Source organism: Spiroplasma litorale (assembly GCF_001267155.1).
GTDB classification, from domain to species: domain Bacteria; phylum Bacillota_I; class Bacilli_A; order Mycoplasmatales; family Mycoplasmataceae; genus Spiroplasma_A; species Spiroplasma_A litorale.
In genome coordinates this window covers 921030-942451 of sequence record NZ_CP012357.1, presented here as the reverse complement: position 1 = coordinate 942451, position 21422 = coordinate 921030, and the positions used below count along the sequence as shown (strand labels likewise).

Annotated in this window: 22 protein-coding genes; 18 read left to right on the top strand and 4 right to left on the bottom strand. The window is 24.8% G+C overall.

Going from position 1 to position 21422, the window contains the following annotated elements:
• Positions 1–75 precede the first annotated feature (75 nt).
• The 7 genes from SLITO_RS04435 to SLITO_RS04405 all read left to right on the top strand — a co-directional run bounded on the left by SLITO_RS04435 (position 76) and on the right by SLITO_RS04405 (position 7288).
• Positions 76–1050: an energy-coupled thiamine transporter ThiT gene (locus SLITO_RS04435; protein ID WP_075058561.1), complete on the top strand. Its 975-nt coding sequence runs from the start codon at positions 76–78 to the stop codon at positions 1048–1050.
• Positions 1051–1112: 62 nt separating this feature from the next.
• Positions 1113–1826, top strand: a complete 714-nt coding sequence (gene pyrH, locus SLITO_RS04430; RefSeq protein WP_075058560.1) for a UMP kinase — start codon at positions 1113–1115, stop codon at positions 1824–1826.
• 12 nt (positions 1827–1838) lie between these two features.
• The gene (gene frr, locus SLITO_RS04425) at positions 1839–2387 is read left to right on the top strand and encodes a ribosome recycling factor (RefSeq protein ID WP_075058559.1); all 549 of its coding nucleotides are present in this window, start codon (positions 1839–1841) and stop codon (positions 2385–2387) included.
• Between the two features lie 100 nt (positions 2388–2487).
• The gene (locus SLITO_RS04420; protein ID WP_075058558.1) at positions 2488–4152 is read left to right on the top strand and encodes a hypothetical protein; all 1665 of its coding nucleotides are present in this window, start codon (positions 2488–2490) and stop codon (positions 4150–4152) included.
• A gap of 63 nt (positions 4153–4215) precedes the next feature.
• A complete protein-coding gene (locus SLITO_RS04415) occupies positions 4216–5730 on the top strand; it encodes an MFS cation transporter (protein WP_144416417.1) in 1515 nt (504 codons plus the stop codon).
• Positions 5711–6541, top strand: a complete 831-nt coding sequence (locus SLITO_RS04410) for an aldose epimerase family protein (RefSeq protein WP_075058556.1) — start codon at positions 5711–5713, stop codon at positions 6539–6541. Before SLITO_RS04415 ends, SLITO_RS04410 begins: the two co-directional genes overlap by 20 nt.
• A gap of 189 nt (positions 6542–6730) precedes the next feature.
• Positions 6731–7288 (top strand): lipoprotein, encoded by a 558-nt coding sequence (locus SLITO_RS04405; RefSeq protein WP_075058555.1) that lies wholly within the window; start codon positions 6731–6733, stop codon positions 7286–7288.
• 48 nt (positions 7289–7336) lie between these two features.
• On the opposite strand, the gene SLITO_RS04400 is transcribed toward SLITO_RS04405, so the two are convergent.
• Positions 7337–8500 carry an IS3 family transposase gene (locus SLITO_RS04400; RefSeq protein ID WP_075057955.1) on the bottom strand — a complete coding sequence of 388 codons (1164 nt, stop codon included), beginning with the start codon at positions 8498–8500 and terminating at the stop codon, positions 7337–7339.
• 117 nt (positions 8501–8617) lie between these two features.
• On the opposite strand from SLITO_RS04400, the gene SLITO_RS04395 reads away from it, so the two are divergent.
• Positions 8618–9157, top strand: a complete 540-nt coding sequence (locus SLITO_RS04395) for a hypothetical protein (protein WP_075058554.1) — start codon at positions 8618–8620, stop codon at positions 9155–9157.
• Positions 9158–9200: 43 nt separating this feature from the next.
• Here SLITO_RS04395 and ispG read toward each other — a convergent pair whose 3' ends face one another.
• Complete coding sequence (gene ispG / locus SLITO_RS04390; protein ID WP_075058553.1) at positions 9201–10286, bottom strand: flavodoxin-dependent (E)-4-hydroxy-3-methylbut-2-enyl-diphosphate synthase; 1086 nt, start codon at positions 10284–10286, stop codon at positions 9201–9203.
• 117 nt (positions 10287–10403) lie between these two features.
• Between ispG and SLITO_RS04385 the strand changes: the two genes are divergently transcribed.
• Genes SLITO_RS04385 through SLITO_RS04365 form a run of 5 tightly spaced genes read left to right on the top strand, consistent with a single transcriptional unit; the run spans position 10404 to position 14043 of the window.
• A complete protein-coding gene (locus SLITO_RS04385) occupies positions 10404–11243 on the top strand; it encodes a hypothetical protein (RefSeq protein ID WP_075058552.1) in 840 nt (279 codons plus the stop codon).
• Positions 11244–11252: 9 nt separating this feature from the next.
• Entirely contained in the window at positions 11253–12011 is a 759-nt protein-coding gene (locus tag SLITO_RS04380) for a segregation and condensation protein A (RefSeq protein ID WP_075058551.1), read from the top strand.
• On the top strand, positions 12004–12558 hold the full coding sequence (scpB, locus tag SLITO_RS04375) for an SMC-Scp complex subunit ScpB (protein WP_075058550.1): 555 nt from the start codon (positions 12004–12006) through the stop codon (positions 12556–12558). Before SLITO_RS04380 ends, scpB begins: the two co-directional genes overlap by 8 nt.
• Before the next feature lies 1 nt (position 12559).
• Positions 12560–13303 carry a pseudouridine synthase gene (locus tag SLITO_RS04370; protein WP_075058549.1) on the top strand — a complete coding sequence of 248 codons (744 nt, stop codon included), beginning with the start codon at positions 12560–12562 and terminating at the stop codon, positions 13301–13303.
• A 23-nt stretch (positions 13304–13326) separates the two neighbouring features.
• Positions 13327–14043 carry a YebC/PmpR family DNA-binding transcriptional regulator gene (locus tag SLITO_RS04365; protein WP_075058548.1) on the top strand — a complete coding sequence of 239 codons (717 nt, stop codon included), beginning with the start codon at positions 13327–13329 and terminating at the stop codon, positions 14041–14043.
• Between the two features lie 128 nt (positions 14044–14171).
• Here the strand turns inward: SLITO_RS04365 and SLITO_RS05875 are convergent, their stop codons facing one another.
• Positions 14172–16079 (bottom strand): M13 family metallopeptidase, encoded by a 1908-nt coding sequence (locus SLITO_RS05875; RefSeq protein WP_083433379.1) that lies wholly within the window; start codon positions 16077–16079, stop codon positions 14172–14174.
• 114 nt (positions 16080–16193) lie between these two features.
• Here SLITO_RS05875 and SLITO_RS04350 point away from each other — a divergent pair, with 114 nt between their 5' ends.
• Positions 16194–17213, top strand: a complete 1020-nt coding sequence (locus SLITO_RS04350; RefSeq protein WP_075058547.1) for a fructose-bisphosphatase class II family protein — start codon at positions 16194–16196, stop codon at positions 17211–17213.
• Between the two features lie 20 nt (positions 17214–17233).
• Positions 17234–18031, top strand: a complete 798-nt coding sequence (locus SLITO_RS04345; protein WP_075058546.1) for a hypothetical protein — start codon at positions 17234–17236, stop codon at positions 18029–18031.
• Between the two features lie 29 nt (positions 18032–18060).
• On the opposite strand, the gene SLITO_RS04340 is transcribed toward SLITO_RS04345, so the two are convergent.
• Positions 18061–18624: an inorganic diphosphatase gene (locus SLITO_RS04340; protein ID WP_075058545.1), complete on the bottom strand. Its 564-nt coding sequence runs from the start codon at positions 18622–18624 to the stop codon at positions 18061–18063.
• 59 nt (positions 18625–18683) lie between these two features.
• Here SLITO_RS04340 and SLITO_RS04335 point away from each other — a divergent pair, with 59 nt between their 5' ends.
• The 3 genes from SLITO_RS04335 (at position 18684) to mreB (ending at position 21418) form a co-directional block, all read left to right on the top strand.
• Entirely contained in the window at positions 18684–19391 is a 708-nt protein-coding gene (locus tag SLITO_RS04335) for a hypothetical protein (RefSeq protein ID WP_075058544.1), read from the top strand.
• Positions 19392–19454: 63 nt separating this feature from the next.
• Positions 19455–20336: an ECF transporter S component gene (locus tag SLITO_RS04330; RefSeq protein WP_075058543.1), complete on the top strand. Its 882-nt coding sequence runs from the start codon at positions 19455–19457 to the stop codon at positions 20334–20336.
• 53 nt (positions 20337–20389) lie between these two features.
• Entirely contained in the window at positions 20390–21418 is a 1029-nt protein-coding gene (gene mreB / locus SLITO_RS04325) for a rod shape-determining protein (protein ID WP_075058542.1), read from the top strand.
• The last annotated feature ends 4 nt before the right edge of the window (positions 21419–21422 follow it).

The window sequence follows — 21422 nt, the reverse complement described above, 5'->3', positions numbered from 1 at the left end:
AACATAAAAATATTATCTTCGGATAATTTTTTTTATTTTTACCAAAATTTTTATTTTTTTATATATTATATAGGTATGGAAGAAAATGTAAAACTCAAAAAAAATTATTTATTAATATCTACTTACATCTTAAGTTTCGTTAGATTTTTTTTATTTACTTTTTTATTGATATTATTGTCTATCACTGTAATAAATAAAAAAACACAAGTATACGCTGATGATGGAACAGCCTCTCTTGAAGAAATGTCCACATTAAAAAAAAGCATTGTTGTATTTATTTTTGCAGTTATCATTATAAGTTATGCAATTATTTCAATAAACTCTGTTTTAAACTTTATTTATAATAAAAACGATACAAAAACTAACCTTGTAGCTTCTTTAATTGCTCTGAATATAGAATTAATTATTTATTACCTTAGATTTTTAAGGTTTAATAAATATGAGTTTAAAAAACCTAATATAACTATTATGGATATGTTAAGTATGTCAATTTTGTTAGCACTATTTTTTATTGTAGATTTTTTAACAACAGGTCTTATACCACCATTTCCATTCTTTATTACAATTTCAGTTAAATATATAGTGTTGTTTTTTGGTTGTTATATATTTAATTTCACTAAATCATTTATATTATGTATTTTATGTTCATTTGTGACATTACTTAATCCTGGAACATATGTTCTATCATTTGTTCAATTTCTATTCGATTATTGATTACCAACAACGTTAATATCACTTGCTTGTTTCTTTAAACCTTCAGATAAAATTGAAAATAAATTTACAAGGTCTTTATCATGATTTAATTTTGTTACAGTACCAATGATTATTTTTTACTTTTGTAGATCAATTAGTGGTATATTATTTTGACTTAATCCTAATGCTTTATCTGCTGATGAAATATCATACGAATTTGAATTTAATAATGCCGTGGCATACTCATTTATTTATAATTCATTTAGTACAGTATTTGATTTTGTTACTCTTATAATTTTGGTACCTACAATATGTACATCTTTAGATTTTATAAAAAAAAGATATTTTTATAAATAGTCATCTAACTTTTTAATTTCCTTTCTAAAAAAATTTGTTATAATCTTTCTAGCGAGGTAATTATGTCATTGAAGTATAAGCGAGTTTTATTAAAAATATCAGGAGAAGCATTAAAAGGTAAAAACGACATTTATGATAAAGAAAAATTAGAAGATGTTGCAAAACAAGTTATTAAACTTACTAAGGAAGGCCTTCAAATAGGAGTTGTAATTGGTGGGGGTAATATTTGAAGAGGTAAATTAGCAGGAACACTAGAACTTTATAGAATTGAAGCTGACTATATGGGTATGTTAGCAACAATAATGAATGCATTAGCATTTGAAGCTACATTAAGAAAACTTAATTTTGATAAGGTTAAAGTATATTCATCATTAGAAATTAAAACAGTAACAAGTGCATATAATTATAGAAATGCAAGAGAAAAATTACAAGAAGGGTATGTTGTATTATTTGCAGGAGGCACAGGTTATAGTTACTTCACAACTGACACTGGAGCATCAATAAGAGCAATAGAAATAAAAGCTGATGCACTATTAATGGCTAAATATGGTACAAAAGGTGTATATGATAAAGACCCAAATTCACATAATGACGCCACATTTTATCAATCACTAACACACAATGATTTAGTAACAAAAAATTTACAAGTAATGGATTCAACAGCAGCTACTTTATCAAGAGATGGTAAGCTTGAAATAGTTGTTTTTGATATAAAAGGAAAAGATAACATTGTTAAAGTTGCCCATGGCGATATTGAATGTACAGTTATTAAATAGAGGAGAAAAATAATGAGTAAAGAACTTTTAGACAAAGCAAATAATGAAATGAATGAAGTGATTGAAAACTTCAAAGTATATTTAAATAAAATAAGAACAGGTCGTGCAAATGCAAATATCTTAAATGGCGTAATGGTTGATTTTTATGGAACTTTAACTCCAATAGGACAAACTTCACAAATTTCTGCACCAGAGCCTCAACAATTAGTAGTTAAACCATATGATAGAAGTCAAATTGGTGGTGTGATTGCTGGGATTAATAAAGCAGATTTGGGATTAAATCCGCTTGCAGAAGCAGATTTAATTAGAATTAAAATACCGCCATTAACTGAAGAAATACGAAAAGATTTAGTTAAAAAAATGTTAAAAGAATTAGAAACATTCAAAGTTAGAATTAGAAACATTAGAAGAGATGTCCTAGATAAAATTAAAAAAGATTCTTCATCTTCTGAAGATTCTAGAGGTGATTTTGAAAATCAAGTACAAAAAATAACAGACAAAAATATTGCACATTTAGATGAAGTTGCTAAAAACAAAGAAAAAGAATTAATGACAGTTTAAGAGAAAATAATTAATTAATATGTTTATTTTCTCTTTTTTTATTATAATAAGTATAAGTATTAGGGCAAAAAAAGTTGATCTTTAATGAGTAGAGGTAAATATGGGTTATAAAAAAGGAGTTATTGTTAATTATAATAATAAAAACTATTTAATTGTTGATGTTGTTGAAAAACAATTAACAGATAAACAATTAACTTTTTTGCGTCTTAAAGATCTAATTTCACAAGAAACTTTAACTGTTGAATCAAAAGCTGTTAAACCAGTTGTAGTAAATCAAAAACAAAATAGCGAAAATGGAGATACTGAGTATATTAATTCATTATTTGAATTTAATTCATACAAAAAAACAGATGAAAATATATTTGATATAGTTGGTGAAAATACTTTGTCAATTGATGATGTAGAAATTGATAAAACTCTAAATAGTTATTCTGATGATTTTTTAAATGACATTAATCCAACAAAAACACTAACAAATCGAAAATTAGATAAATATAGTATTAATGGAAATGATGTTGTTGAGAGTTTTTTAGGAGATAGCACCCAAACACTTTATAAACCAAGAAGAAATAAATTAAATGAGCAAACAGATTTGTTGGCAACAAATAATTTTGTTGATCAATCTTTTGATAGTCTTAAAACAAGTGATTATTATCAAAATCAGCAAGAAAAAGAAAAAGAAAAAGAAATTAAGTTGTTTGATAAATCGGAATTAGAAGAACAAAGCATCAAAGATCAAGAGTTAAACAATAATATAAATGATGTTGAAAACACTGATTTAGATATTGATTTAAACTATATGAGTCAACAAAATACAACTACTAGCAATGAGACTCATGTTCAAAATCCAGTTGAAGAAGAAATACATTCACAAACACAAACAAATGAAACTCTAACAGATGGTAAAGACAATGAAAATAATTTATCTTATATTAATGTGACTGAAAATATAACTCAAAAATCTGATACATTTTCAACTGAGACTTTACCAGATAATGGTTATAAAGAAGATTACGTTAAAATAAATAAAGAATTAATTAACAATTCATTTGATAATAAAAAAAATGAAATAAATAGTAATGCAAGTATAAATAGAATTAATGAATATAATACAAGAGATACAATTCTTGATAATACTGAAACAAACGGATTTGATACAAATAAACTAAGTGACATTTTAAATAAACAAGAAGTAATTTTAACTGAATTTAATGATAAAAATAATTATAATGAATCAAATACAATATATGGATTAGGAAGTTCATTTTCCAAAGCAACTTTAAAAGAATCTGGCTTTTATAGAAAATTTAAAGTTATGTCAGTATGATTAATTTTATTATTTTGTTTAACTATAATAACACCAATATCTTTATTGGTGTCAAAACTAGTAATTTTATATTTAAATAATGAATATTTTAGTGTTGAATATTTAGGTATTTTTAAATTTGAAAAAGTTTTAATAATCGACTATGTTTTAATAACATTATGTCCATTTTTATTGATTGTATTTATTGCTTACATTGTCGGTTTTTTAATTTTTGTTTTAGAAAAACAATACAAAAAAGTTGCTTATCAAAACTATACACTTGATAATAAATTAAAAATTATTGATTCTATTCAAGAATTTAATGTACAAACAAGTACTTATTTAATTAAAGTTCATAATGACTTAAAAAAAATAAAAACAAGACTAAAAAAACAAAACACTAATCATATACCTGGAATTAAAAAAACCAATCAAAATCAAAAAAAAGTATCACATTAATTGCTATGATTAAAGTTTGTGCTTTTTTGTTATATTGTAATACAATATATTGTAGTTGAGGTTATGATGAATAATTGAGATTTATTAATTATGTTACCTATACTTTTTGCAATGTGTTTCTTCACTTTGCTTTTTATTGTTTTTAAAGAAAAAGTTAAAAAAAACCAGATTATTTTTTTGGTTAATACAGCTTTATTGTGGGTTATATTAGGTTATTTATCAAATCAAAACTCTAATAATATTCCTTCAACATTATTAATTGATAAAGCAGAATATTTTAGTATTGTTATTTTAGGAACTTCATTATTTTTAGTTTTCTTAAAACCATTAGCAACTTTTATTACTGGAATAATAAGGAATAGATTTATATGAATTAAAATAACATATGTACTAGTTTTTATATTGTTAGTGATTGATTTTTTTACAAAAAACTATATAAATTCATATTTGTTTGTATTTACAACATTATTATTATCAATATGTTTGGCTTCTTCAACAATTTTCTTTTTATATTGTAATGAGCAATATTATTATAGAATATATGTTTTGCCTGTAGTTTGAATTATTTTTAGTTTTATTGGTTTTGGTACTGCTTTTGGAACATATTTAAATGAGTTGAAAGTATTATTTACTAATTATTATTATCAAAATACAATAATTGTTTTATGTATAATACTCATAATATATTTATTCTCATACTCATTTTTTATACAAGAAAACAAAAATTTAGCCGGAGTTTTTGACAAAGAGATAATTGATAGCATTCCTAAAAAAAATAACTTTAACTTCTTTTTAATTTATTTAATAGTTTTTTTAGTTTCGATAACTAGTTCTCTTAACAACTCATTAATTGTTAAAATGTTTATTGGACTTAATTTAAGAGATTATGGTATTGATTATAATAATGTAATAAGTTTATTGAGGACATTTAACTTTTTATATACAATACCATCAATATTAATATCGTATTTTATTTATAAATTTGCATTAAAATATTTTGGTCAAAAATATTTAATTTTTGCTTGCTTATTTTTAATATTTGGAGCATACACAATACTTGCATTTACAACAAATCCATTTATCTATATATCAGTAAATGTATTTACAGGTATTTTATTTAACCAAATAGTTTTTTCTTTATTTTCTTTATGTATAATGTGAAACTACAGATCTCCAAAAAACCCAGTTACAGGTTTTTTTGGTAGTGCAATGTTTGGTGCAAAATTTATTGTTAGTTCAATAGAAAAAATTATAGCCAATCTTAAAAAAGGTGTTTTTCATAATGTTGGTTTATTGAGTGATTTAGAAAATATAAAAAATGTAAATTCAGATTCTTTAAAGGAGTTTGATATCGCAACAACTTTAATGATGTCTTTTTCATGTATGATAATATTAATATGCATACTTGTCTTTTATTTTAAAAATAACTCTTTCTTTGCAGATTATATTAATTATAATAATGCAACAAGAAATATTAAAAACCTATTAAAAAAACGTATTATGGAAAAAGCAAAAACAAAAATTGATTTCTCAGGTAAAGAAAAAGAGGTAAAAAGTAGTGAAAACATTGAAAAGTAAAAACATTAAATTAAGTTATAGTATAAATCCATTTGAAATCCAAAGTATTATTTATGAAGGAAATGAAATATTATATAAAAAAGATGGTGATTGAAAAAAAACATGACCAATTATGTTCCCGGTTTGCGGTAATTTAAAAGCTAATGTAACACACTTAGGTAAGGAACTAGATATTAAGAGACATGGATTCTTTCACGAAATATTAAATTGAAATGTTGTTGAAGAAAAAGAAAATTCAGTTTTTTTAGAATCAATAAATACCAATAAGGATAATAATCTATATCCATTTAAATATAAAATACAAATAAAAATATTTGTAAAAAATAAAAAAATTAATGCAAAAATAAAAGTTATTAATATGGATGATGAAGTTATTTATTATTCATTCGGACATCACCCTGCATTTCAGTTTAAAAAAGGTGATAAACTTACTTTAAATAAAGAAGACTCATTTATTGGAGAATTTCCAAATGGGTTAATGCCAGAAAACTATAAACCACTAAAAATCAAATCATTTAATTATGGAGAGATAGATTTTAGTAATTCAAAATCTTATTTATCATTTTGTAATTCAAAGAGTTTAATAATTGAAAATAAAAATGTTAAGTATAAAATAATTTATCCAAATTACAGTGCATTTTTATTATGAGCAATTAATGAAAAAGCCGAATATGTTTGTGTTGAACCATGATGTGGGACACCTGATTATAATGGTCAACAAACTACAGAAATAAAAGATAAAAAATTCATTCTGAGCTTAAATAAAAATAAATCAAAAACACATGATTTCAAAATAAATTTTATTAAATAAGTTTTAAAATTCACTGCAATAGTGAATTTTATATTTTTATATACATAAAAAATATTTAGATTATAAATTAATATATTTCAATAAAACAATATAATTTTTAAAATTTGTATGGAGAAAGTATCTTTTTAATGTCAATTTTAATTGACAATTTCAATGAGTTATAATTTTTTTTATAAGGAGAAAATGATTATGAAAAAATTATTGAGTTTATTTGGAGCGTTGGGGATAGCTGCTAGTGGAAGTAGTTATGTTGTTAGTTGTGGGAATAATGATGCTGTGGGCGAGGAAAATGATGGTATTGGAGGTAGTGAAGTCGTAACTAAGGAAAATATTGATGAAATGGTTGATTTATATTTAAGAGTAGAGAAAAAAGAAATACCTGATTTAGAACTTGCTGCATTAAAGGAACAAACTGAGCATTTTGGAAAGGATTGAAGACCTGATACAGATGAGAAGAAAAATGAATTATATAAATTTAAAAGAAGTCAAGATAATTTACAAAAAGCAGTTATATTAAAAATTAATAATAATGTTTTAGAGTTTAAGATTTGTAGTTTTGAAAATGGTGTTGATAAAATAATGGAAAAAAATCCTGAATTAGGAGAAGTGGGTAAAGAAAAATTGATTACTACAAAAGAAAAACTAGTTGAAATTTTAAAATATATAATAAATGCTTATAATGAGGGAAAATCAATATCAGAAAAAAATTTAGAGTACATAAATAAAGTTATTAAGAAGTATTCATAAGAAAGTTTTAAAAAATTGGTAAAATGAAATTGTCAATTAAAATTGACATTAAAAAGATACTTTCTCCATACGAATTTCGTATGGAGTTTTTTTATGTTTTAATGAAGGTCTAACATAATTATAAAACTCTATATAGTCTGAGATAATTTTATAAATATTTGAATGATGTAGTTCTTTTACTTTATATGTATATATACATTCATTTTTAAAAGTTCCAAAAAAAGACTCACAGGCACCATTATCTGGTGAATTTCCTCTTCGTGACATAGAAATATTTATATTATTAGTTTTACATAATCTTTCTCAAGTTTCATTTGTATATGGTGATCCTTGATCTGAGTGGATTATCTTTGGTGCACCTCTTTTTTTAATGGCGCTTATTAAATTTGTATGACATAATTTATTATTAGGACTAACCGATAACTTTCAATCAATAATTTCTGAATTAAACAAATCCTTTATAACAGATAGATATACGTTTCCATTAATAGTTTTTATATAAGTTACATCTGTTACTCATTTTTCATTTATATTTTTAGATTTAAAGTTTCTATTTAGTAGATTTTCAAATCTTAATGGACCTGATTTATCATAGTTTGGAACTTTCTTTTTCTTCACTGCTTTTAAACTCATTATTTTCATATATCTATAAACAACTCAAGGGTTTAATCTTTCTTTAAAGTATTTGTTTAAAAATAAAGTTATCATATTATAACCATATCTTTTTTTAAACAAGTAAAAAAGGCATCTTATCTTAATTGCTAAAATTCTATTATAATTTTTATACTTTGGTTTTCCGTTTTTAAGTCATTTTAAATATCCATACCTTGAAACTTTTAAATATAAACAAGATAATTTCAAAGAAAACATTCTTTTAACATTAAAAATGGCGAAGTACTTTTCCTTAGTTGTCTTCGCCAAATGCTTTTTTAAAGCTCGTTCCAGTTTCAAAGCCTCTCTTAATTCTTCAATGCTCATATCATCAGGTTCTTTAAAAATTCAATCATGAGATTTAAATTTTTTGATATTTCCTTTTGCTTGTGTTCCGCTACCTCATTCAAGAGCGCCTTCACCTTTAACTTTTACCTCTGATTTTCATCTTTTAATTGTGCTAGTACTAATATCAAACTTTAATGCCGCATTTAAAATACCAATTTTTTTTGATTCATTAATTATATTAAGTTTTTCATTTTTTGTTCATTGTTTTGCCATATAAAAAGAACACCTTTCAATAAAATTTTAACAATAAAAGTACTTTTTTACTGTCAATTTTATTTTAGATGTTCAAAAAAGCCAATTTTTTTTAATATATAGGTGGAGGTAAAATAAATGAAAAAAATAATGGCTTTAATTGGAATTTTTGGGTGTAGTGTTAACGCTTCAAGTTATGTATTAAGTTGTGGTGAATCAAATTCAAATAATGATGGAATTGGTGGTTATGAAGAAGTTAATTCAGACAATTTAGATGAAATGATAGAACTTCATTTAAAAAAAGAACAAGAAGAGTATCCGGCTTTACAAGAAAAGTTTGATCAAGAAAAAGAATTTAAATTTGGTAAAAATTGATGACCAGATACAATTGAAAAGAGAAATGAACTTCAAAATTTCAAAAAAAACAATAAAACTTTTCAAGATAAAATTAAACTATATGCTGATATGTATGTTTTAGAGTATAAAATTTGTCAAGTAGAAAATGGATTACAAAAATTTCTTGATAAACATGGATTACAAGAAAGTGATAAAGATTTAGTATCAACCACAAAAGAAAAACTTTTAATAAATATTAAAAATTTTATGAAGGAAAATGAAAAAACAACCTCAAATGAGGTAAAACTATATTTTGATGCAATTATTAATAAATACTTTTAAAAATTTATAAAATAATATTTATTTTTGTAGATATTATTATGGGTTATTTATTTTCTGACTTATTTTTTAATCAATTTTCATAATATTCATTAATTAATATTTTTAATTCTGGAACTAATTGATCTTGAGTTGTAGATTTATATAATTTACCTTTTTTAAATATAATTCCACCTTTATTACCACCAGCAATGCCAATATCTGCTTGTGCTGATTCTCCAGGTCCATTAACAACGCACCCTAATATTGCAATTTTTAAAGGAAAATTCAAATTCTCAACGTATTCTTCAACTTCTTTTACTACATTTGATAAATTAAACTCAAGTCTACCACACGTAGGACATGCAATAACTTCGACTATATTTTCAAATAATCCCATAGAGTTTAGCAACCTTTTCGCAACTTTTATTTCTTGTACAGGGTCTTCGCTTAAACTAATTCTTATTGTACTTCCTATACCTTTATAAAGTAATCATCCAAGACCAAAACTTGATTTAATAGTACCATTTAATAAACTTCCAGCTTCTGTTATTCCTAAATGAGCAGGGTATTTTCATATTTCGCTTGCCATTTCATAAGCTTCTATTGCCATAAGTGGGTCGGTTGCTTTTAAAGAATAAATTATGTTATAAAAATTAAGTTTTTCAAGAATTTCAATATGTGTTCTTAAAGATTCAATCATTGCTTTGGGAGTTCAACCATACTTTTCAACCATATTTTTTGGCAAACTACCTGAGTTAATACCAATCCTAATAGGTATATTTTTTTCCTTGCACTTTTCAACTACTGCAATGGTATTTTCGACACTTCCAATGTTACCAGGATTAATTCTAATTTTTGCACATCCTGCATCAGCGGCAATTAAAGCGAATTTGTAATTAAAGTGAATGTCAGCAACAACTGGTATCGGAGACAGTTCAACAATTTTTTTTAAAGCATTTGCATCATCTAGACCTAAAACAGCAACCCTTACAAGTTGACATCCTTCTTTATGCAAATCTTTAATTTGATTAATTGTTTCTTCTATTTGGTGAGTTTTAGCAGTTGTCATAGATTGAATAATTACTTCTTCACTACCGCCAATATAAAGGTTACCCACCTTAATTTTTAATGTATTTTTTCTATTGAACATAATGTCTCTTTCTAATTAATTTATTCAATAAATATTATATATAAAATTGAGCACACATAACAATATATTTAAACCTAAACCCTTTTTTATGTATAATATTTTTATAGGGGTGAAAATGTGGCTAATAAAACAACTCTCAAAGATATTGCCAAAATTGGTAAAATCTTAGAAAAAAAAGAATATACAAATATATCTGAATTTAGGGCATACTCAGATATAATTCAATCATATATAGATGAAACTTTTTTTAGAAATGAAGCAATAATCCAAAAATTAGTTGAATATTGTGAAAAAAGCTCAAGACATTTAGATGTAACATTCAAACATGAAAATCAAATCGATTTATCAGTTGAAGACATTGCAAATTATATTAAATATTCAAAAAAAGTAGTTGAATATGCAATTTTCTCTGAAGAATCAGTTTTTAATCATACTATTTTTGTTGAAATAAAAAATATAATAAAGTATTTTTTACAAAAATCATATAAATTAGAATCACTAAGAAATTATGAAACATTGTATAAAATAAATACTCCTGAATTTCACCAACAAAATGAAACATTTAAATATATATACACAATATTTGACAAACTTACATATATTGCAAATCATTTAAAATGTAAATATTTAGAGAAAGTAAAACAAAGCCCAGAAACTTCTCTTAAATTTTTTAATGATTTTCTTAAAGATATTTCATTTTTATCAAAAAGCCCAGAGGATTTTAAAAGCTTAACTTCAGTTATTGATTTAATCACTTACTCACGTGCTTGGCATTATATAAGAAGATTAAGAAATATGCTTGAACATGATTTTGCAGATCCAAACTTTGGTTATAATATTTCATTTTCTATTAATTTATTATTCATTATAATTGGTAGAATAACTTTAGCGCTTGATAGATATTTAAAAAATGAAGAAGGTATGAGTGTATTGTTTGATAAATTAAGAGAAAATTAAAGGGAATATATGGAAAAATGAACATCAGTTAGTTTAGATAATTTTAATGGTCCAATTGATTTACTTTTACATTTAATAAAAGAAAAAGAAATAAATATTTTGGAAGTCAATCTTTTAAATTTATCAAATCAATACATTGAGTATATTAAAAACTTAGAGTTTTTAAATATAGAGATTGCAAGTGAGTATTTAGTAATGGCAGCTTATTTGATAGAGTTAAAATCTAAGCTTTTAATTCCTAAAGAAGTTGCAGAAGTTGAAGAAAATTATGAGGAACGTGAACGTGAAGAATTAATTAATAGATTAATTGAATATCACAAAATCAAAGAAGTAACAAGTTTTTTTAAAACAAAACAAGAAGAATATTTAAAAACATTCAGTAAGAAAAAAACTTTAATTACAGTTACAAAAATTGATGACGATAAACTTCCTTTAGCAAAAAATAATATTAATATAGATAGTTTTTCAAAAATATTTTTAAACGCAATTGAAAAAAATAAATTTAAAAATTTTGAAACAAATACTCTTACAACAACTGAAATATCTCCAGAAGAATTGTCAAAAGACATTATTGATTATTTTATAAGTTCAAAAATAAAGAGCATTGACTTAGAAGAATTGATAAATTTAAAAGAATTTAGCGTAAAAATGTTAGTAGCAACTTTTCTTGCTATACTAGATTTAGCAGCGAAAAAAATAATTACATTAACACAAGAAAATGAGAAAATTAACATCGATGTATTATTAGAAGGAGAACAAAATGGATAAAAGTAAAAAAATTTCACTAGTTGAAGGTTTGCTTTTTATAAATGGTGATGAAGGTATATCATTAGAAGAACTTGCAGAATTTTTAGAATCTACTCAAAAAGAAAGTGAAAAAATAGTTAATTTTATTGTTGATAAGTACAAAGAAGATAAAGAGTGTGGATTAGAAATTCAAAGATTTGCAAGAGATAGATTCAGAATGACTACTAAGAGAGAAAACTCAGAGTATTATGTTAGATTATCAAATCTAAAAACTGAATCTAAATTATCATCTGCAAGCATTGAAGTTCTTTCGATAATAGCTTATAAAGGACCTGTAACAAAATCTGATGTTGAAAATATTAGAGGAGTTGGTTGTGATCACATTTTCTATAAATTAAGATTAAGAAATTTAATAACTGAAGCAGGTAAATCTAATGATGTTGGTAAACCAATGATGTATAAAGTAACAACAGAATTTTTAAAATATTTTAATTTAAATAGTCTTGAAGATCTTCCTAAATTAAAAGAAAACGAAATTTCTGATAAAGAAATATTTAATAGGGGATAAAATGATTCAAGAAAGATTACAAAAAATTATTGCTTCTAGAGGTTATTGTTCTAGAAGAAAAGCAGAAGAACTTATATTAGAAAATAAAGTTAAAGTAAATGGAAAAGTTGTAAATGAACTAGGTTCAAAATTCGATTCTAATGTTGAAATAATAATAAATAACAAACCGCTAGTTTTGATTAATGAAAAACATTATTATTTATTTAATAAACCAAGGTTAGTTTTAACAACAATGGTAGATAAAGATAATCGTAAAACTGTTGCTGATTTTTTTAAAAATATTAAAGTAAGATTATTTCCGGTAGGTAGATTAGATTATGATGTAAGCGGAGCATTGATTATGACAAATGATGGAGAGTTTGCAAATTTTGTAATGCACCCGAGATATGAATTTCAAAAAACTTATCAAGCATTATGTAAAGGAAAAGTTCATAAAGATCAAATAACAAGTTTACTAAAAGGTGTTCTAATTGATGATAATTACAAAACTAGTGCAATTGATGCAAAAATATTAAATTACGATAAAGAATTTGACGAATCAATAATTGAATTAACAATTGCTGAGGGTAGAAAACATCACGTTAAGAAAATGCTAATTGCAGCAGACATATTTTTAAAAAAACTAAAAAGAACAAGAATTGAATTTTTAACATTGGATGAAGTTGAAGTTGGTAAATATCGCGAATTAAAACCACATGAAATTAAAAAATTTTATGGTATATACAAATCAACTAAAGTAAGATAATATTGTTAGCTTAAAGGAGTATTATGGGAAGAGCGCATGAAGTAAGAAAACAAAGTATGGCAAAAACCGCTGCAATGAAATCAGCTTTATATGGAAGATGTTCAAAAGAAATATATATGGCGGCGAAAAACGGAACTAAGGATGTTGAATCAAATTTAGCACTAAGAAGTGCTGTAGATAAAGCAAAATCAAAACAAGTGCCAGCTGATGTAATTCAAAGAGCGATAAAAAAAGCAGAGGGTAATTCAACAGATAACTTTATATCAAATAGATATGAAGGATATGGTCCTGGAAACTCTATGATAATTGTGGAATCTTTAACAAATAATGTTAATAGAGCAATCGCAGAAATAAGAGATGTTTTTAATAAAAATGGTGGAAAAATTGCAACTAGTGGATCTGTATCTCATTCATTCACACCATCAAGTATATTTGGTTTTAGCGGTCATAATGTTGAACAAGTTTTAGAACTTTTAATGGAAGAAGAATGTGAAGTAAACGATGTTGTTGAAGAAGATGAACTTGTTATAGTTTATGCTCCATTAAACTCATTTAATTCTGTTAAAAAAGCTTTAGATAAATTAGAAATTAAAAATTATGAAATCGCTGAAACAACAATGTTGGCAAATGAAGTCATAAAAATTACTGAAGATGAAGCAAAACAAAAATTTGAAAAATTAATTGATAGATTAAATGAATTAGAAGATGTTCAAAACGTTTTTCATAACGTTGAAGAATAATTAAAATCAATATTTACCTTAACTAATTTATAATTAGTTTTTTATTTCTTGTAACTAATTATATTTTGAGTAAAAAAATCACCAATTAATAACATAAAAGTATTTACTATTATGTCTAATGGTGTTTTTTATCAAACTTTAATTCTTTTTTCTTTAGGTTTGTACATTTCATCACCATCTTTTGTACCAAAGATTGTATGAAATTCATCAATGTTAACCAATACACCATTACATCTAAATTCTTCAGGTGAATGTGGATCAATTAATAATCTAGTATTTTTTAGTTCATCAGTTGATTTTCTTCTTCATATGATTGCATAGTTTTCAAAAAATAGTTTTAAATCATCTGGTTTCTCTTCTTTACATATATCTAATGCAGCAGCCAAACCACTTAAATCACCAATGTTTTCTCCAAGAGTAAGTTTACCATTTACATTTGAACCATTTATTTCATATTTATTATATTGTTCAACTAAATCTTGAGTTCTTTTATTGTACTCTTCATAATCTTTTTCAGTTCATCAATTGTTAAAGTTTCCATCCTTGTCAAATTTACTTCCTTCATCATCAAATCCGTGACTAACTTCGTGTCCAATAACAGCACCGATTCCCCCTAAATTTTTTGCTCTAGGTTCATTAATGTCGTAAAATGGAGATTGTAATATTGCAGCTGGGAAACAAATTTCATTTGAACTCGGATTGTAATACGCATTTACAGTTTGTGGATACATATATCATTTATCTTTATCAACTGGTAAATTAATTTCTTTTATTTCTTTTTCAATTAAGTATTTAATAATACTAAATACATTTTCAAATAAACTTCCACCATCTTCATAATCTCTAATAAGAACTTTTTTATATGTTTCAAATTTATCAGGATACCCAATTTTAATTGTAAAACTTTCAAGTTTATCGATTGCTTTACTTTTTGTTTCTTTGCTCATTCATTCTAAATTATTTATTCTATTTTTGTATACTTTAATTAGTTTCTTTACAATTCCAAGAACGTCTTTTTTAGCTTTTTCTGAAAAATATTTTTTAACATATTCTTTACCTAAAATTTCACCTAGCTTATTATTTGTATATTCAACAGCACGATCAATTTCGGGTTTCATTTCTTTAACGCCACTAAAAACTGAACTATAATCAAAACCAATTTTATAGAATGTTTCAGAAGTCATACCACTAAAATTAGATAATATTTGATACTTCATAAAATCTTTTAAGTCATCAAGATTCATTTCTTTAAGCATCTCGTTTAATTTAGTAAAGTATTTTGGTTGAGTCAAAATAATTAAACTTGCTTTATTGTATTTTGTTGCTTTTAAGTATTGTTCTCAATCTATAAAATCACAATATTTATTTAATTCTTTTAAATCAACAACATTATATATATTTTCAGGTGATCTTAATTCTTCTTTTTTAAACATTGATTTTGATATATTTACCTCAAAATTATAAATTAAGTCAAATAAATTATTTGTTGAAAACTTTATTTTTGACTCTTTAACTAATGAATTAATATATGTTTTATAAGCTTCTTTAATTTCTTTATGTCTTGGGTGTGTTTCTTCATAAAAATCTCTATCTGACATTCCTAAGCCCATTGTTGAAATAAATAATGCTCTTAGGTTACTGTTTTTAAAATCTGAATCCACGCCTTTACCAAAAAAGAATGTTGTATAGTATCGATTATAATAATTTGATACAAAACTTGTAAAGTCTTTTTTATCTTTTAAATTATCAATTGCATTAATCATACTCATAAGCGGTTCAATACCTTGCTCATTACGTTTTTCTCAATTTAAATAATTTCTATATATTGCTGATATCTTTTTTTGTTCATCATTTAAACTTGTTTTATCTTTTTTTGTTATTTCAAGTATTAACTCTTTAATGTTATCTATAGATTTTTTATGAAGAATTTCAAAACTACCTCATGATGGATAACCGCTTGGCAATTCTGTTTTTTCAATTCATTCTTGATTCATAGCATTAAAAAAGTTATCTTGTATTCTTCTTTTATCTTTCATAAAATACCTCTCTTCAATATTATATAGTTTTATTATTACATTTAAAGGATATAAAATAAAGTCCTAAAATGTAGGTTGATTTATTGTTATAATTAATTTGGTCTAGGAGGAAAGATGAATAAAGATATTATTTTACTAAGAACTGTAGAAGTTGCTGCTATTGCTTCATATAAATATATTGGCAAAAAAGATAAAAATCTAGTTGATAAGGCAGCTGTAGAAGCTTTTGAAGTAATGTTAAAAAATGAAAAGGGGTTTATACTAAAAGTAATCAATGGTGAAGGTGAATTAGATAATGCGCCCATGTTATATGTTAATCAAATGCTTGGTGATATAAACAATCCTGAATCTCCTATTTTTGATGTATCTGTAGACCCAATAGAGGGCACAAATCCTGCTGCATATAACTTCGCGGGAAGTATTTCAACTATTGCTGTATCAAGAGAAAATACAATGTTGCAAATGCCTGAAATGTATATGGAAAAGTTATTTGTAAAAGATAAATACGTTAATACAATTAATCTTGCAGACGGAATTGTTAACAATGTTTTAAAAATGCAAGAACAAGAAAACAGAAAAGATCTAAGATGTATAATTTTAGATAAACCTAGACACTATAAAATCATAGAAGAATTAAATAAGATTGGAGTTATAGTTAGACTTATACAAGATGGAGATGTTTTAGCAGCAATCGATGTTGTTAATGGTGAAGCAGACTTCGTTTATGGAATTGGTGGAGCTCCTGAGGGCTGCTTAATGGCGTCATTGGCAATTGCTTCAGGGTGTAAAATGCAATCAAGATTGGTTCTTTATAATGAAATTTGACCTAATGAAGAAGAAACAAAAACAAGATTAAATAAAGAATTGGCATGAATGAGCAAACACAATATTGACACAAATACTATACTTGAAGATTTTGATTTGGTCAGTGATTATAGAACAAGGTTTTTTGCAGCTGGTTTAACAGCTGGGGGAAGTTTAAAACCCATATCATACAAAAAAGGTAAGTTTTTTGTAAATGCATTTATGGCTTCTCATGGAATTGTACGTAATTTTAATACAGTTTATGATGTTAATAAAGTAAATGGTTTAAAACCAGATATTAAGTATTTATTTGATAAATATAAAAGATAGAAAAAGATTGGTGATGACTTTTGTCAGATTTAAATAAAATATTATTAATTGCCTTAATATTAACACTTATTTGTTTTTTTACATTGAAACTTTTTTATACTGTTCTTTATTCAAAAATAAAAATATTGGAAATAAACTCTCCTGATGCAAATATTTCAACAAGTAAAATTGATGAAATAATAAATAATCTAAAAATATACTTAAAGGCATCAGATTTTAATATAGATTATGGTAGTAAAGATAACTATCAAAGAATTTATCAGATGTTAAATAAAAAAAAGAAAACAATTGAAATACCTAAATGAATAATGCCAAGCATTGGATATGAATTGGACTATATAATTGCAAGTATTTGATACAATATAAAAGTTTATCAAAAGGATAACTTTTTGAAAAAATTTAACTTCTTTGCATCTGTAATACCATTTATTTTTTTGATAATTTTTTATTTATTTACAATTTTAAGTTTTATTCTTTATATTGTTTATTATTTTGTATTAAATAATCCAGTCGATATTGTTTCGAATAAGTTTTATGAATTCTTATTAACATACCCAATTTTGCAAATTATTGCAATTACATCTTTTTTACTTCTTGTTATAGATATGTTTTATATAAATAGAATTAAGTTAATTTTAGAAACAAAATATGAAAGCGAAATTATTGCATTTGTTGATGAATATTGTCAAAGTTATCGATATGACATAACTGCTGCAAGGGTATATGCAACAAATTTTAATAGAATTAACTTTAAAATATTTAGGTTTAATAGTAAAACATTAAATATGAAATTTTTAGGTCCATTTACATTTTTATAAAAAAAAGTTTAGCATTTGCTAAACTTTTATTAACCTTGACCTAGTCCTTTAGATTTTCATTCGTCTAAAATTTCTTCTCTTCCACCTGGTTTTAGATATCTATCTTTATATTGTTTAAATCTTTCTTTACATTCTTCAACTTCTTTTAAAGCATCATCAATTTCGCCTCAACCATTAATTTTAACTTCTTTTTTTTGCAATGCTTTATATTGCAAGAAAAAGTTTTCAATTTCATCTTTTAAATGTTGAGGAACATCTTTAAGATCTTGATAATCTTTAAATCTTGGGTCATCATTAAATACACCAAACAACTTAGAATCAATTTCTCCAGCATCAATCATTTTTATTGTTCCAAGTACTCTTACATTCACTTTTACACCTGGGAATGTTGGGTATGTTGCAAGTGATATAACATCTAATGGATCACCATCTCAGTCAAGTGTTTCATCAATGAAACCATATTCACCTGGATAAAAATTAGCACCAAATAAAACTCTATCGAGTTTTATGCTTTTAGTAAGCATATCGTATTCAAATTTGTTTGTACTTCCTTTAGGATTTTCAATAATAACTTCAAAAACATTTTTTTTCATAATTTCGCTCCTTAATACAAAATAATTTTATATTATTATTATAGAAATGAGATTTAAATATGAAAATTGACGATAAATATAATGAGATTGATTTAGAAAATGAGGAACATTTTTTAACTACCAAAAAACAAAAATGAAAAAAATTTGTAGATAATTATTTTAAATTAAATACTAAAAAAATAACTTATTTATCATTGCTTTTAGCTGTGAATGTTCTTTTGTCATTTATCTGTTTTATTACTTTATCTAAAGTTGCATTTCTTGGCTTTTTGAGAGTTGAACTTAGTTTTGTTACTTACATAGTTATTTGAAAATCAGTAAATTCTTTTTATGCAACTATAATGATCTTTTTAGGTACTTGAATTAGGTTTGGTTGAATTGATAATGATTTTGTGGGTTTAATAAGTCTTAACATATCTGATTTACTTGCTTTTTGAATTTACTTGCTTTTGAATATGTTGTTTTCAAGATTCATAAATCACAAGAAAAAAGTAAACTTTTATTTAATGAACATTGCTTCATTTTCTTTATGTATAGTCTCTGTTGGTTTAATAAATGTAATCTTAAATTTTACCTTTTTATTGCCAATGTATATATATTTTTTAGGTTACTATTCATCTACTGAATATTTTCTTGAAACTCTTAAATTAAATTGATTTTTATATGGCCTTATCATTTTTGGGTTCAATGCTTTAAAATACAGTATAAATTTTATTATTTATATTTCTATTCATGAAACATTAGATAAGATTATTTTTAAATTATAAAAATTATAATTTATATTTATAATTTTTATAATTTAGTTTATAATATTCCATAGGAGGAATATTATGAATAATAATTCAAATAACAATGAAAATAATGAAAAAGAACATGATGTTTTAGAACACAATAATGATAAAAACTCTAAAAAAGATCATTATCATGAAGAACATCACTATGATATTTTTGGAAATCATGATGACGTAAAAGAAGATGATTTCAATTGAAAAACAAGTATTTATACAAGCAAAAGAAATTTAACATTTAGATTAACTTTATCTGCAATGATGTTAGCGATTGCTATTGGAGCAACTGCTATGGATATGTATATCGAACATTTAATTGTTCCAATCGACGGAGTTATACTACCAACAAGATTTCTTGACATATTAGTTATTACTTTATCTATAGGAAGTTTAGGACCAATATTTAGTAGTTGTATTGCTTTTATTGTGCCTTGGATACATATGCTTCTTCATGGGGGAGCAATCCACAACCCATTATCATCACTAGTTGATGCATTTGGTTATTTTATATTTATATGAGTTTTATGATTCTTATACTATTTTGTATTTAAAAATTCATACACACATAAACATCCAAATAATAAAATTGACTTAATAAAAAGATGGGTTCCAATGGCTGCGTTTGTACCTGTTATTACAATAGTTTTCACAATGATAAATGTATTAATAATATATTTAAATTCAGGTTCAGGAGAAGAACTACATGATCATGAAGAACATAGTGTTATGAAATTAATAAATTATTTAAGTGAAGAAGAACATGAACACGAACATCATCATGCAAACTGAACATCGTTTTCAAACAAATTATGAACATACACATTTATAATTTTCGGAATTGAATTAGCAAGATTTACAATATGTTATTCACTGTTTGGTGTTTTAGAACCACAAATGAAAAAAATAAATCATATATATAAATAATTTCATATTTATTTGATAAAATCTATTTGTATATTATTAAAGCGAGGACAAATATGGCAAATAGAAAACCAATTTATGTTTCATTAGATTTAGGTACAGCTTATACACTAGTTTATATTTCTGGACAAGGGGTTATTTATAATGAACCCTCAATAGTAGCTTATAAAGTTCCAGAAAATAGAATAGTTGCTGTTGGTAATGAAGCTTACAAAATGATCGGAAAAGCGAACAAAAATTTAAGAATTATTAGACCAATGGTAAATGGTGTTATAACTGATGCTAAAGCAACACAAGCACAATTAGATTACATATTTAAAAGATTAAGAATTGAAAAATACTTAAAAAATTCTGTAGTTTTAATGGCTTGTCCATCAGTGATTACTGAATTAGAAAAAAGTGCACTTAAAAAAATTGCAATGAACCTTGGAGCAGCTGATGTATTCGTTGAAGAAGAAGTTAAAATGGCTGCAATTGGTGGAGGTGTTCGTGTTGATGCTCCATCAGGACATTTAGTAGTCGATATGGGTGGAGGAACATCTGATGCAGCTGTTCTATCTGCTGGTGAAATAGTTCTTTCAAAATCAATTAAAGTTGCAGGAAATTTATTGAATGAAGAAGTATTAAAATTTGTTAAAGCTCAATATGGTTTAGAAATAGGAATTAAATCAGCTGAGCAAGCAAAAATTAAAATTGGTTCATTAGCAAAATACCCTGATGAAAGATCAATTAAATTATACGGACGTGATGTTGTTTCAGGATTACCAAGAGAAATCGAAGTTACACCTCAAGAAATGAGAGAGGTTTTAAAAATACCTTTATCTAAAGTAATTGATATGGTAGTTCAAGTTCTTGAAGAAACACCACCAGAATTAGCTGGTGATATCTTTAGAAATGGTATCGTGTTATGTGGGGGTACTGCAATGATTAAAGGTATTGATAAATACTTTGCAGATACATTACAATTACCATGTAAAATTTCAGAAAATCCATTAATGGCAGTTATAAACGGAACTAAAAAATACGAAAGCGAAGTTTATGATTTATTAAAGGAAAAGAAATTAAAAACTCATTTAAATTATTAATTAT